At 54.6% G+C, this 12,491-nt stretch carries 15 protein-coding genes, 2 tRNA genes and 2 pseudogenes; 10 read left to right on the forward strand and 9 right to left on the reverse strand.

Annotated elements, in window-relative coordinates:
- The first annotated feature begins 26 nt into the window (after nt 1-26).
- The 4 genes from FHS81_RS10550 to FHS81_RS10565 all read left to right on the forward strand — a co-directional run bounded on the left by FHS81_RS10550 (nt 27) and on the right by FHS81_RS10565 (nt 1,426).
- Nucleotides 27-230: a hypothetical protein gene (locus FHS81_RS10550; RefSeq protein ID WP_183752707.1), complete on the forward strand. Its 204-nt coding sequence runs from the start codon at nt 27-29 to the stop codon at nt 228-230.
- A gap of 275 nt (nt 231-505) precedes the next feature.
- Nucleotides 506-580: transfer RNA gene (locus FHS81_RS10555), tRNA-Gly, on the forward strand.
- Between the two features lie 290 nt (nt 581-870).
- Entirely contained in the window at nt 871-1,089 is a 219-nt protein-coding gene (locus tag FHS81_RS10560) for an AbrB/MazE/SpoVT family DNA-binding domain-containing protein (protein WP_183752709.1), read from the forward strand.
- On the forward strand, nt 1,076-1,426 hold the full coding sequence (locus FHS81_RS10565) for a type II toxin-antitoxin system PemK/MazF family toxin (RefSeq protein WP_183752711.1): 351 nt from the start codon (nt 1,076-1,078) through the stop codon (nt 1,424-1,426). Before FHS81_RS10560 ends, FHS81_RS10565 begins: the two co-directional genes overlap by 14 nt.
- A 551-nt stretch (nt 1,427-1,977) precedes the next feature.
- Here FHS81_RS10565 and FHS81_RS10570 read toward each other — a convergent pair.
- Both FHS81_RS10570 and FHS81_RS10575 read right to left on the reverse strand, forming a co-directional pair.
- Entirely contained in the window at nt 1,978-2,496 is a 519-nt protein-coding gene (locus FHS81_RS10570; protein ID WP_183752713.1) for a GNAT family N-acetyltransferase, read from the reverse strand.
- Between the two features lie 224 nt (nt 2,497-2,720).
- Nucleotides 2,721-2,805 (reverse strand) — tRNA-Leu (locus FHS81_RS10575).
- A 344-nt stretch (nt 2,806-3,149) separates the two neighbouring features.
- Here FHS81_RS10575 and FHS81_RS10580 point away from each other — a divergent pair.
- Nucleotides 3,150-3,854 carry a 3-oxoacid CoA-transferase subunit A gene (locus FHS81_RS10580; protein ID WP_183752801.1) on the forward strand — a complete coding sequence of 235 codons (705 nt, stop codon included), beginning with the start codon at nt 3,150-3,152 and terminating at the stop codon, nt 3,852-3,854.
- A 99-nt stretch (nt 3,855-3,953) separates the two neighbouring features.
- Nucleotides 3,954-4,598, forward strand: coding sequence for a 3-oxoacid CoA-transferase subunit B (locus tag FHS81_RS10585; RefSeq protein WP_183752715.1), 645 nt, complete (start codon nt 3,954-3,956; stop codon nt 4,596-4,598).
- Between the two features lie 51 nt (nt 4,599-4,649).
- On the opposite strand, the gene FHS81_RS10590 is transcribed toward FHS81_RS10585, so the two are convergent.
- Entirely contained in the window at nt 4,650-5,150 is a 501-nt protein-coding gene (locus FHS81_RS10590) for a TIGR00645 family protein (protein ID WP_343052471.1), read from the reverse strand.
- Between the two features lie 402 nt (nt 5,151-5,552).
- Here FHS81_RS10590 and FHS81_RS10595 point away from each other — a divergent pair, with 402 nt between their 5' ends.
- The 4 genes and pseudogenes from FHS81_RS10595 (at nt 5,553) to FHS81_RS18970 (ending at nt 9,044) form a co-directional block, all read left to right on the forward strand.
- Nucleotides 5,553-6,215, forward strand: coding sequence for a MarC family NAAT transporter (locus tag FHS81_RS10595; protein WP_183752717.1), 663 nt, complete (start codon nt 5,553-5,555; stop codon nt 6,213-6,215).
- A 112-nt stretch (nt 6,216-6,327) separates the two neighbouring features.
- Complete coding sequence (locus FHS81_RS10600) at nt 6,328-7,707, forward strand: GGDEF domain-containing protein (RefSeq protein WP_183752719.1); 1,380 nt, start codon at nt 6,328-6,330, stop codon at nt 7,705-7,707.
- A 370-nt stretch (nt 7,708-8,077) separates the two neighbouring features.
- Complete coding sequence (locus FHS81_RS19350; RefSeq protein WP_428982449.1) at nt 8,078-8,497, forward strand: Y-family DNA polymerase; 420 nt, start codon at nt 8,078-8,080, stop codon at nt 8,495-8,497.
- Nucleotides 8,498-8,514: 17 nt separating this feature from the next.
- A pseudogene (locus FHS81_RS18970) lies at nt 8,515-9,044 on the forward strand (IS630 family transposase).
- A gap of 320 nt (nt 9,045-9,364) precedes the next feature.
- Here the strand turns inward: FHS81_RS18970 and FHS81_RS10615 are convergent.
- The 6 genes and pseudogenes from FHS81_RS10615 to FHS81_RS10640 all read right to left on the reverse strand — a co-directional run.
- Nucleotides 9,365-10,912 carry a class I SAM-dependent methyltransferase gene (locus FHS81_RS10615; RefSeq protein WP_183752723.1) on the reverse strand — a complete coding sequence of 516 codons (1,548 nt, stop codon included), beginning with the start codon at nt 10,910-10,912 and terminating at the stop codon, nt 9,365-9,367.
- A 59-nt stretch (nt 10,913-10,971) separates the two neighbouring features.
- Entirely contained in the window at nt 10,972-11,184 is a 213-nt protein-coding gene (locus tag FHS81_RS10620; RefSeq protein ID WP_183752725.1) for a hypothetical protein, read from the reverse strand.
- Between the two features lie 192 nt (nt 11,185-11,376).
- Nucleotides 11,377-11,637, reverse strand: coding sequence for a hypothetical protein (locus FHS81_RS10625; protein WP_183752727.1), 261 nt, complete (start codon nt 11,635-11,637; stop codon nt 11,377-11,379).
- Entirely contained in the window at nt 11,624-11,827 is a 204-nt protein-coding gene (locus FHS81_RS10630; RefSeq protein ID WP_183752729.1) for a hypothetical protein, read from the reverse strand. Before FHS81_RS10630 ends, FHS81_RS10625 begins: the two co-directional genes overlap by 14 nt.
- Before the next feature lies 1 nt (nt 11,828).
- On the reverse strand, nt 11,829-12,185 hold the full coding sequence (locus FHS81_RS10635; protein ID WP_183752731.1) for a hypothetical protein: 357 nt from the start codon (nt 12,183-12,185) through the stop codon (nt 11,829-11,831).
- A gap of 2 nt (nt 12,186-12,187) precedes the next feature.
- Nucleotides 12,188-12,397: pseudogene (locus FHS81_RS10640) on the reverse strand (glycoside hydrolase family protein); the annotation flags it as partial.
- Nucleotides 12,398-12,491: the final 94 nt, after the last annotated feature.

Raw genomic sequence — 12,491 nt, forward strand, 5'->3', positions numbered from 1 at the left:
CGCATTGTTTAACGAGGAGATTGGTGATGACCACGACTTCCTGCACCGGCTGCATTTTCTTCGACGACAGCAACAAGCAGACCGCATCCGTGGCAAACACGGGCGTATGCCGTTTCAACCCGCCCGCACCGAAGGCTGACAGCGAGACTGTCTCCCTGTGGCCGGTCGTGACGGCTGAAGATTGGTGCGGCCACTTCACCGCCCAGCGCGTTGCCGCTCGCGCAGCATAATCATCAGAAAACAGATTTCTGCTGATCTGTCATAGAATTATCCCGGCTGACACAATACTCATCCGGAAATGATCAAAACACGGAGCATTGAATGCTCCGTGTTTTTTTGTGTCCGGCCACCCCGCAAGGTTCGAGCGTGCCCGCAAGAGTTGTGGGAAGCCAAACAATTATGTTGGCCGCAAACGTAAAAAGCGCTAATTTGGGAAAATCATATCTCTGAAGAGATAGGGTTCATTTCCGTATGATATTCTCAGCCTCTGGAAAATGATCCTGCTGCGGGCGTAGTTCAGTGGTAGAACGACAGCTTCCCAAGCTGTATGTCGTGGGTTCGATTCCCATCGCCCGCTCCAAAATCTCCAAAGATATCAATCCGGTATCGTCCCTTGCGATGGATGACAATATCCGTGAATCGGGAACAAACGGCGTCCGTACGTGCCCTTCGCCTGTGACGAACACCCGTGGACCATGAAAACGGATGGATTGGGCATAGCTCAGTTCCTCCCGTACAAAATCAGCCCAATAGCCCCTGTGATGAGGGCAAGGCCCGCCCCACAAAAACTCCACCTGAAAAGAGAGGCTCGCAGATACCCCTTGCTGCATGCAAGGATTTTCCTTACATAGTGAGCGGGAGGGTATCGCCATGATCACCAGCAAGCTCACGAGCAAGGCACAGACGACAATCCCGCAGGCTGTACGGTCCGCCCTGCAACTCAAAGAGGGCGATGAGATCGCCTATGCAATCGAGGATGGGCGTGTTGTGCTGACGCGAGCCAGGCCCGCACCTGTGGTGGATGACCCCTTCGCCACTTTCACCGAGTGGGACAGCGAAGCGGATCGGAAAGCCTATGCCGACCTTTGAACAGGGCGACGTGATCCGCATCCCCTTCCCTTATACCGACCGCGATACCCGCCAGCGTCGCCCCGCATTGGTTGTCTCAGCAGGTGCGACCGGAGAGGATGCGCGGCTCCTCTGGGTCGTCATGATCACCTCGGCCAATAACCAACCATGGACTGGCGATGTTGCCATACCTGACCATGAAGCCGTCGGGCTACCCGCCCCATCTGTCATCCGCTCCGTGAAGATCGCAACCATCGAGACAAGGCATGCAGAACAACTGGGCAAGGCGGAAACCACCACATGCGATGCGGTTCTGCGACAAATCCGGGCCTTTATTAACAGGACCGGCGGTCACTAATCAGCCCCCAAGCCCAAAGACCAACAACGAAAATCCCCGTCCGTGGCCTTATTCACTTCTGCATCGATGATGCCCAAGAGATGCTGGAGCAGCAGTTTTCATGTAGCGCCCCTCACGATATATGATCTCAAGTAATAGACTGGAGCTATTTAAAATGACGCATTGGACAGATTATTTCCCGATAATCCTATTGCCGTTCAAGATTATCGTTGTAGGCATTTGCATGTTCTTCGCCATCAAGTGGCATTACGATCAAGATCAGATAAAAAAAAGACAATCAGCGGACAGCAAAAGTCCGCCCGACAACACCCCCACCCCCGAGAATAAGGAATGAGCGAACCAGAACCCGATACGCAAACCCCGGAAAGGAAATAGCCCTACGCCCACCAGCTTCCCAAGCTGTATGTCGTGGGCTCGATTCCCATCGCCCGTCCCCAAATTTCCTTTATTATCAATCTAGTATTATCACCTGCGGTGGATGACAATATCCGCAAACCGGGAATAAATGGCGTCCATGCGTGCCTTTCGCCGCAGAAAGTCCCGAAGCAGGCTCATGGCATGCTGTCTTCAAAAACATATTGCAGCAGAGTCAGATCAAGCCAGCGGCCGAATTTCGTACCCATTTCTCGGCAGTATCCTGCATCCTGGAAGCCAAACTGCCGATGCAGTGCCAGCGATGCCTCATTGCCTGATTCGATGGCGGCCATCATTACATGCCGCCCCTGTCCCCTTGCCTCATCGATAAGTCGCGCGAGAAGAAGCCGCCCGATCCCAAGGCGCTGATGATCCGGGTGAACGTAAATCGAATGCTCGACCGTGTGACGATAACCGTCGAACGATCGCCACTCTCCAAACGACGCATACCCGTAAATACTGCCCTGCTCTGCCGCACCTTCAGGCACTGCGACAAGCACAGGAAAACCGCTGGCCTGCCGAGCAGCAAGCCACGTTAAACGATTGTCTTCAGTGACGGGATTCTCTTTCCAGATCGCGGTCGTATGAATAACAGCGTGGTTGAAAATCGCGGTAATACCAGCGATATCAGCTTGTGTCGCGGACCTGACAAGCATTCAACGTCCTCATTGGCGGCAAAATAGGCGATCAGGAACGCATGCTCCTATTTTGCAGAACACCTGCAACCAAGAACACAAGGCATGCAAGAAAAATTATGGGATCAGGCTGCCCAGGTCAGGATATAGATCAAGACAGCATATAAACAGGGTGCGGATGGGATGCAAAACCTAGAACCGCACACGCAAGCAGGGTTGGTGTGGCGGCTGCTTGCAAATAAATATGGTGCGGGTGGTCGGAATCGAACCGACACTCCTTGCGGAACCGGATTTTGAGTCCGGCGCGTCTACCAGTTCCACCACACCCGCCCGTGCCTGTCATTGCCTGACAAGCAACAGTTTACCGCTCCAAGAACGGCGAGAACCAGAATTTTTCTATTGCCACATCTCAAAGGGAAAAGTCCAGCCCCTTCCGCAACTCTCCACACGGTATTTGCGAACGCGTTTGCGGATTCACAAACAGAGGAGACGCATGAAGAGCGGGCGCGTATCCAATCCATACCGTTGAAAGACATGTAATATCAATAGGATGAAAATATCACGCTCTTCAGTTTCATGCGAAACTGCTATAAGCTGCGATGTGCGACACACCCTTGCATTTTGAGTGTCTTGGGCTGAAAGTGCGTGCGTTCATGGGAGGAACGTTCATGGCAATCAATAAAGTCTATCCTGACGCGCGGGCTGCTCTCGATGGCGTTCTGCGGGATGGAATCACCATCATGGCCGGGGGATTCGGCCTGTGCGGCATCCCGGAAAAACTCATCGACGCGATCGCCGAAAGCGGTGTCAAGGATCTGACCGTTATCTCAAACAATTGCGGCATCGACGGCGCCGGCCTCGGCAAACTGCTTGAGCGTGGACAGATCCGCAAGATGATCTCATCCTACGTGGGAGAGAACAAACTGTTCGCGGAGCAGTATCTTTCAGGCAAGCTCGAACTGGAATTCAATCCGCAAGGGACGCTGGCCGAGCGCATTCGGGCCGGGGGCGCCGGCATTCCGGCGTTTTTCACCAAAACAGGCGTCGGGACGCTGGTAGCAGAGGGCAAGGATTTGCGCGAGTTTGACGGTGAGACATACGTCATGGAACGCGCGCTGAAGGCCGATCTTGCGATCATCAAGGCGCATAAGGGCGACACCGAAGGCAATCTCATTTTCAACAAGACCGCTCGCAACTTCAACCCTGAAATGGCGACGGCCGCAGACGTGACCGTCGTGGAAGTTGAGGAACTGGTCGATGTCGGCGGGATTGACCCCGATGCCATCCACACGCCAGGCATTTTCGTGGCGCGGATCGTACAGGGCAATGATTACGAGAAGCGCATCGAGCAACGCACGACGCGCCCGGCCGTCGCATAGAGAACCAACACTCCGAGCATCGAAAAACACTGTATATCAATAAGCTACAGAGCTTTCACGTTTCATCGGAACGTCGAAGCACTGTCAGGGAGAGAAGCAATGGCCTGGACACGTGAACAGATGGCGGCCCGTGCCGCACGCGAACTTGAGGACGGGTTTTACGTCAACCTCGGCATAGGAATCCCGACGCTGGTGGCTAACTACATTCCGGAGGGTGTAACCGTCACCCTGCAAAGCGAGAACGGCATGCTCGGTATGGGTCCATTCCCCTTCCATGGCGAGGAAGACCCGGACCTTATCAACGCCGGCAAACAGACGATAACCGCCCTGCCCCATTCGAGTTTTTTCAGCTCGGCAGCCAGTTTCGCCATGATCCGCGGCGGTCATATAGACCTGTCCATTCTGGGCGCCATGCAGGTGTCTCGCAAGGGAGATCTCGCCAACTGGATGATTCCGGGGAAGATGGTAAAAGGCATGGGCGGCGCCATGGACCTCGTCGCCGGCGTCAAACGCGTGGTTGTGGTCATGGAGCACACTGCACGCGGCGAGCCCAAAATCCTTGAAGAATGCGACCTGCCCCTTACCGGCAAGGGAGTCGTCGACCTGATCATCACGGATCTGGCAGTGTTCGAGGTCAACGACAATGGCCTGAAGCTGATTGAACTTGCGGACGGCGTCACGCTTGACGACGTGAAGGCCGGCACAGCCGCATCCTTCGAGGTCGCCGAGAACCTCGCAGCATAACACCGCGCCGGGGTGCATCGCTGTGTGCCCCGGCGCCATCACGGCTACGGTTCAATGCTCATCTTTGCCGTAGGATATTTTCTCCGTCAGCGCCAAAAGCGGGCCGGTGATGATGAAAACAAGATGCAAAATAACCATCCATATCAGCTCCCTGTTGGTGAACTGACTGACATCCATAAAGTTCTTCAATAGCTGAATAGACGAAATCGCGACGATGGATGACATCAGCTTCAACTTGAGGCCGGTAAAGTCAATCTGTCCCATCCATTCCGGCCAGTCATTCTTCTCACCGCTGGTAACGGCGGAGACAAAATTCTTGTAACCGGAGAAAATAACGATCACGACCAGCGCCGCGATAAAGGCAAGGTCAACAAGTGTCAGCACGCGCAAGACGACATAAGAGGGGCTGGCCGTAAAAACCAGCGGCAGAAAATCGAACAACTCCTTGATCGTCGTGATCAGCATGGCGACCAGCGCGGCAAACAGCGCCAGATAAAACGGCACCAGCAGCCATCGGCTTGAAAACAGCAAACGCTTTACGATCAATTCCACGATAAGGCCCCCGGCTGTGAATTACAGGCAAGACGTGACCTTAAGCATTGTCTGGATAAAATGCATGATATCAAATATATCTATGCAACACATTCACGCTATTTATCTACGAAGGAAAGCCCTATTAGAGATAATATAGAAAGGCATGCAGGCCTGAGAGAGATTATTTAAATTTCAGGGGCGTTTACAAGAATTCCATATCGAAAGAGCGCCAAATAGATTTGATGCAAATTTCCCAGCTATAAAGTAAAATGCACGGGATGTAGATCGCATCTCTACTTGGCTATGGGTAGCTTTACACAATTCCGACGTTGCATTGGGATATCAGATCCCCACTTAGTTGACCAAACTGGCTGACTGACCGGCTGGCTGGCTGACTGACTGACTTGGGAAGGGTGAGACGTGGAAATTTTAGTAGAGTCATCGAAATACATAGCGATTGTCGTCGTCAGTCTTCTGCCTATCATGAACCCGCTTGCCACGATCCCTCTGTTCATGTCCCTGACCCGCGGTATGTCACAGCCACACAAGCGCGTTCAGGCAAAAAAGGCATGCATCTACGCCTTTTTCATATTGGCGACATTTCTTGTGCTCGGTAACGTTATCATCGCTCTGTTTGGTATTTCCTTGCCCGGCATTCGGATCGCAGGCGGCATCATCGTTATGATACTGGCCTTACGAATGATTTTCTCAGGCGAAGACAGCGCGTCAAACGTCGATGCCGCCCCCTCCCAGATCAAACGTGCCGACATTGACTATTCATTTTCGCCGCTCGCAATGCCCGGCCTTTCAGGACCGGGCTCGATTGCCATCGTGATGGGTCTCGGTGCTGCCATTCCGGAAAACAATGAAATCGGCGGTTATGCCGTTGTCCTTGCCGGTATAGCGATCACCAGCGCAATCTCCTACATCGCGCTCTACTCATCGGGTTTTATCGAAAAACTTCTCGGTACGCACGGAATACAAGCCGTCACAAAAATCATGGGCTTTTTGCTGACCTGCGTCGCCGTGCAGTTTCTTGCGTCAGGCATTCGGGATTTTTACGTCGAATTCACAAAAATATAGCCATAAGGTATTTATAAAACCAATAAAAATAATATCTAGTCATACATATTTGTTTTATATAAACAAAATGTTTAACTCGATAAATAACAGACAGACCTTCGGGATGAAGCCAATGCAGGACGACGATGTTACCATACCTCTCCCATACTGGTATGGTCGCCCGGATACGAGAAGCGAAATCAGCGCCCTCGTCGTTAGCCTGGCGGAAAGTAATGCGCCACGTCTCGTTCGTGTATTCTATGACACGCTTCTGCTGGACATCGACGCAGCCAGTTTCCTGGACCATGAGATTGTCGAGACCCGCCTTGTCGGTTCTCTGGAAAAATGGTTGCGGGACGTCTTCCAGAACAATGATGATGCCGAGACAGCCACGGCCTATCAGCGCAAAATTGGCGAGGTTCACGCACGAATAAAGGTTCCGCTTCACATCGTCATGAAGGCGGCCGCCCTGCTCAAGGCGGAACTCTCGATCATTTTCCTCAAAGAAATCGAGGCACGCGAGACACTGGCCGAAGCGTTGATTTTCCTCAACGCCCGTATGGACTGGTCACTCGGTATCATGAGCGAAGCATACATGCTGGGCAGCGTGCGCCGGGCGCAAGCGGATGAGGCTTTCCGCCTGTTCGCGGTCGGGCAGGATGTATCCATCGAAAAGGAGGCGCAGCACGCCGCGCTCATGGACTGGCTGCAATCCATCTTGTTTCCGCTGTTCGACGACGGACCGCAGACTGAGATGATGCCGCTCGGGAAATCACCTTTCGGCATCTGGTTTCGCCATCACGCCGACCTGGTGTTCCAGAACTCCCCCGGCCTCGAAGCCATCCGAGACAACCTGCATGAAATCGATGACGAGATCCTGCCCCGCATCAAAAAGGCCAAGCAGTCAGACAGCGGCGATCTTCGGGTTCAACTGGGAAAACTCCGCGCACTCGTGGATGAAACAAAGCATATCATCGCAAGTATGTTTCAGAGCGTGGCCGGCATAGAAAGTGGTCGAGATCCGCTGACCCGGACATTGAATCGCCGGTTCCTGCCCACGATCATGAGTCGGGAAATCGCCATTTCGCTGCGTACGAAGGCTCCCTTTTCCATCTTGATGCTTGACATCGATCACTTCAAGACGATCAACGATCAATGGGGGCATTCTGCCGGAGACAATGCACTTCGGCAAGTTGTGGAAGTGATTTTGAACGCCATTCGATTTAACGACTTCATTTTCCGCTATGGCGGAGAAGAGTTTCTGATCGTATTGGTAGAGACAACGGCAGGCGAAGCGCTTCAAAATGCCGAAAGATTGAGGGAAAAACTGGCCTCTCATCAATTGGTAATATCCGACGGCCAAACGATCAATATCACTGCATCAATTGGAGTCGCGGAATATGATGGCCATCCCGACTACGTACAATTGATCGATGCGGCAGATCAGGCGTTGTATTCAGCGAAGAGATCAGGACGCAACCGCACGGTTATCGCAGGCAAAAAAGCTGCATGAACATTGCACAATCTAAAGCTTATATAAATTTTTATGACTGGATTTTGATTAGATGGTCGGAGCGAGAGGATTCGAACCTCCGACCCCCTCGTCCCGAACATGGGCGCCTTAGCTAACTATTTGATTTTTAGTCGTTTATTGTGCCCACCTATTGCATATGTTCGCTATTTGTTCATGGTGAATGTGTCCCATATGCGTCCCGCGACCAGCGTAGGAGCGCATTTGTTCTCACCCCGGACAATCCGCCCTCCCCCCCCTGACCCATCAGATCAGGGCCTCGGCAACCATGACATCGGCTCGATGAAGAATACCGGCATAGGCATAGCTTGACTCTCTGATCGAGTGAGAACATAAAATGAACACATGCCGGATGCCCGGTGGTCTTGTCCCAATCCATCGCTGTGGTGATCGCGCGCTTGTCGCGCCACAGGGGAGGTGTGTCTTGCGTAAACCTGGAACAATCGAGCGTCTGTATCTGGATTTTGATGGATTTTTTGCGAGTGTTGAACAGCAGGCCGACAGGCGTTTGCGCGGTCGCCCGGTTGGGGTCGTGCCAGTTGCAGGCACCGACCGGACCATGATCATTGCCTGCTCGCGGGAGGCCAAATTGCGCGACATCAGCAATATCATGCCGGTGCGCGATGCGCTGGCCGATGCCGAGGGTGTTCAGGTTCATCACTCGTCCATTGGTCGGGCGCTGGAACGGCTTGGCTTCACATACAAAAAAAGTCGCTGGTCGCTGACGAGCGCTGCCGTGTCGACATCGCCCTTGCCCGCGCCGACTGGATAGAGCGCCGTCAGCCCTTCATGCAGCGCAAGCCCGAACGGCTGGTCTTCATCGACGAAACCGCCGTCAAGACCAATCTGACCCGGCTCAGGGGCCGCGCGCCCCGTGGCAAACGCCTTCAGGGGACGGCCCCCTTCGGCAAGTGGCATACCCAGATCTTCATCGCCGCACTGACGGGCAATGCGCTGATTGCGCCCTGGGTGATCGAAGGCGCCATGAACGGGGCTGCCTTCGATACCTATGTCGAACCCAACTTGCGCCGCAACTCTCCCCCGGCACTGTCGTCATCCTCGACAATCTCAGCACCCACCATAGTTCGTGCGCAGCAAAAGCACTAAAGGACCAGGGATGCTGGTTTCTGTTGCTGCCGCCTTACAGGCCGGATCTCAATCCGATTGAAATGGCGTTCGTCAAGCTGAAAGCACACCTGCGGCGGACAGGTGTAAGGACATTCGACCATCTGAGCCAGGCACTTGGCGACATCTGTGACCTCTTCACGCCACAGGAATGCTGGAACTTCATCAAGCACGCAGGATATGTATCAACGTAAAAGCGAAATGCTTTAGTTCGTCGTTTCCCACCAACGTAGGTGAGGAAGTTTCCGGTGTCAAAGCCCGACGGTTTGACCCTGTAATCCAGTCACAGTTTCCAAGGTTGGATGTGTCAGAACTCCGGCTAGGAATGTCCGCTGCGGAGATCAGCGAGTTCCATAAGTTGCGACTGCATCAGGGTCGGTGTCGGTGAGACAGAGGTTGATTCCTGACTGGCCGCTCTTGAAACTTATCGGGCCAAGCGGACCAGCAATTTTGAAAGCCTTTGTGACTCACCACTATTTGGAGGCTGAAAGGGCCACTTCGGCGTTCACTGCGCCTAGCAGGCGTTCAAGACTTCTACATCGCCATTGTCGCCGGAAGTGGGACTAAGGTTCTGTCGCAATGTGAGCTCGCTGGTCAGGAAGTCCGCGCTCTCGCCGACTACGTGGCACCCATAGAGGAAATCGCTGCCAAACCAACGCTTGTCCTTGGCTATTCCATCGAGCGCGAAGCGAAAAGTCAGTTGCGCCGAGAGATCTTTCCAGTCCTCGGGCGTCAGGTGCATAGCCGAGATCCAGTCATAAACGTAGCGACATTCGTCAAACGCGATGACGTCGATGAACATAGGTGTAATCTTGGTCTCAGCTACATACCGGAAACGCCGTGTCTCACGCACGTTCGGGTGGGCAGGATAGGCAAGCTGCGCAAATGCCGGATAGAAGCCAATTTCCGAAGTGGGGACGTCGCAAAGAAAGGGCATGCGTTCGCGGTACGGAAACTGGCCTATTTCTAGCATCGCTTCCGACCACAATGATTGGTCGTGGCGCCAAGCGTAGTACACCGCCACTAGGTCTTTGAGATCGTTGATGTGCTGGATAGGCAACTTACCCACGAGGGCATTGTGCCAATCCCTAATCAGTTTCTTGGCACCTGCGGGAGGCTGTCCAAAGTTGGTATCGACCGGATAGTAACCACACGCGGCCAACGTCCAAATCAGGGAGGAATGGTCCGAATCGACGATGGCATCGCCATCGGAGTCTATATATTCGCTCGCCATTTCATCCGCGGATTCTCCTTCGGCAGCGTTGACAAGGTCGGTTGTTGCGCCGACTGCGCTTTGAATGGCGGCGTCCGTGCCATCGTGTTCCGCGTCCTCATAGCTTCCAAGAGCTTCTTCGTTGAAGATGATTAGGCGCTTCCCACGAGCGATGGCAGCCTTAATGTCATCCTTGAAGGCGACCTTCCACAAGTCAGAACTCAAGAGTCGGGCCATTGGTGCGACAATGGTCGCCAAGTCCATTAGGCTGCGTGTAATGAACAGGCCGTAGTAGTGCTCGAAATTGGCCTTTACTTCGTTGATGAAGTCCTCGGCCGGCTTGTCGTCTCCCGATTCGTCCACGGCTTCGCGCGAAGGATTTAAGAGATAGCCATGGGCTTGAGGACCCTCGACGATGCCTCCACCTTTCGACTCCAGAAAATCTTTAGGGTACAAATAGGCCGCAACGAGGAAGCTGTATCGATCAAGATCCTCAGACTTGGAGACGTCCGGCCTGGCGAAGTTGCTAATTAGCACCCCCAGCGGGGCCAGCGCGCAATACCGGAACATGGTGGCAAGGGCGCGGGCGGTATTTGAGCTCCTACTTGGGAACGGCCCGCAGGCGTCGAAATAGATGATGTCGAAACGCTGCGGGGTGCCGAGGAAGTAGTCTTCGATGCCGGCTGGGATGAATTTTACTCCGCGTGCCTTCAATTCGCGTAGAGTATCGAGCCCTTGGGTTGCCGCCTTTTCCTCGACCTCGAAGGCCCAGATGTTCTCGGGCCGCACACCAAGCTCCAACAGCACCGCAAGGTCGTTCTGCGGTTCTGGGCCAGCTAGGTAGGCCACGGTAATCTCATTCGGTTTCCGCGTGCCAATTGCCGCAGCGCGGAAGGTCTCCCAAGAAATCAGGTCGTCGTCCTTGCAAGCCTCTCCGCCAGCCTGTCGCCAACGATTTCGCTGTTCAATAGCGCTCTACGCACGCGCTTGGGATGGTCGCGGCGCACGATCGCTGCTGCATCCCGGCGTGACGTCACTAGCTCCACGGCGTGAGTGAGAGAAAGCCTCCGTGCCTTGTCCTTGGTGGGCTGGGCGTATGATGGAGCGTTGGGATCTGACATTATCGGCCAAGAGAGGTGGAGTTCTGCATATCCTAGTTATGCCTTTGAGTTTGGAAACAATCAAGGCCTGCTTCCCTGCATTATCACAGACGAACGAGGTAATAACCGCGCTGCGGGGGCTAACGGCAGCTTTCGAGGCACTGCCATCCACTCATGAATGACTGAAACGGGGTCAAAAGCCGCCATCATCAATCACGGCCCGCTACCTCCTTCCCGCACAGCCTGCCATATCAGGCCGAGCACGCCTACGGTAATGATGCCGATAGCCGTCAGAACACCTTGGCGCTTGATTGTCTCAACTGAGCTACGCCACTGTCGCAGATGCTGGAAGTCGGCTTGGACCTCAAGTGGCTTGCCGACATCAACGCCGAGGCGGAGCAGGGTTTCCGTAACCGTTTCAGCGACGATCTTTCGGATTTCGGCCTCGGTCAATTTGACCTCATTTTCCGGCATGGCACTGCCCTCCGGCGTATTGGGTGCGGACACAATCGTACCAAGCGACCAAAGCCTTGATCCGGCGGTTTGCCGCGCCTCGCCCGGCACGCTCGCGGGCGGCGATAACGAGGGGATCCTCGCCCAATGTCGGCTTGCGCACCTTCACTGTTTCCGCATAGGCCGGCAGCGGAGGCAGGTCGCGTCTCACCTCACTCACCGTCTTGGATGTTGAGCAAGCGCCGAGCGTCAGCATCAGTGACGCGGCAAGCATCACGGCCGGGGCGCGAGGCCAGTTCTTTTTCCAGGTCATTGACCGTCTCCGTCTGTTTCAGGGTAATTTCGGCAAGCTGCTCGGCTTGCGCGCGCGCGATGCGCTCCGCAGATTGCGCGGCCTTGAGATCGGTGCGGGCCGTCTCAACCTGCGATTGCAGGACCGCAACCTGCGCAGTCTGGTCGGCGTGACTATGGCCTCGATGGTATCCGACGCCATAGGACAGCGTGCCGGCTATGGCCGCGATGCCGATTCGGGATGAGACGATCTGCCAGATGATGGAGAGAGCGCCCATGGTCACGCTCCCTTGAGACAAAGAGCGCGCTCTTCGGCGCGGCGTTTCGTCAGGCCGGGGAGCACCCTGCTGCCAGCCTTGTTCCAGCGCGGCAGCTCGTCGCAAGCGCCGCGGGTATCGCCGGCATTGAGTTTCCGAGCGAGCGTCGATTTGCAGAATGCCCCGACACCCACGTTGTAGGTGAACGATAGCAGCGCGACGTGCGTTTCATTGTTGGTTTCCGCGCAGAACTGAGCCGGTTAGGCGCATAATTTCCATTGAGAATTGAGCCATGTGAACCTTCCCCCAACGCGAAGAGCGACGGGG

It is taken from the genome of Pseudochelatococcus contaminans (assembly GCF_014195635.1).
Taxonomy (GTDB): Bacteria; Pseudomonadota; Alphaproteobacteria; order Rhizobiales; family Beijerinckiaceae; genus Pseudochelatococcus; species Pseudochelatococcus contaminans.

What these genes read in the sequence shown, in the direction of transcription:
- FHS81_RS10620 (WP_183752725.1), bottom strand. Translation starts at nt 11,184, where the DNA reads ATGTCAGATCCCAACGCTCCATCATACGCCCAGCCCACCAAGGACAAG.
- FHS81_RS19350 (WP_428982449.1), top strand. Translation starts at nt 8,078, where the DNA reads ATGCCCGGTGGTCTTGTCCCAATCCATCGCTGTGGTGATCGCGCGCTT.
- FHS81_RS10585 (WP_183752715.1), top strand. Translation starts at nt 3,954, where the DNA reads ATGGCCTGGACACGTGAACAGATGGCGGCCCGTGCCGCACGCGAACTT.
- FHS81_RS10635 (WP_183752731.1), bottom strand. Translation starts at nt 12,185, where the DNA reads ATGGGCGCTCTCTCCATCATCTGGCAGATCGTCTCATCCCGAATCGGC.
- FHS81_RS10625 (WP_183752727.1), bottom strand. Translation starts at nt 11,637, where the DNA reads ATGCCGGAAAATGAGGTCAAATTGACCGAGGCCGAAATCCGAAAGATC.
- FHS81_RS10600 (WP_183752719.1), top strand. Translation starts at nt 6,328, where the DNA reads ATGCAGGACGACGATGTTACCATACCTCTCCCATACTGGTATGGTCGC.
- FHS81_RS10560 (WP_183752709.1), top strand. Translation starts at nt 871, where the DNA reads ATGATCACCAGCAAGCTCACGAGCAAGGCACAGACGACAATCCCGCAG.
- FHS81_RS10565 (WP_183752711.1), top strand. Translation starts at nt 1,076, where the DNA reads ATGCCGACCTTTGAACAGGGCGACGTGATCCGCATCCCCTTCCCTTAT.
- FHS81_RS10550 (WP_183752707.1), top strand. Translation starts at nt 27, where the DNA reads ATGACCACGACTTCCTGCACCGGCTGCATTTTCTTCGACGACAGCAAC.
- FHS81_RS10570 (WP_183752713.1), bottom strand. Translation starts at nt 2,496, where the DNA reads ATGCTTGTCAGGTCCGCGACACAAGCTGATATCGCTGGTATTACCGCG.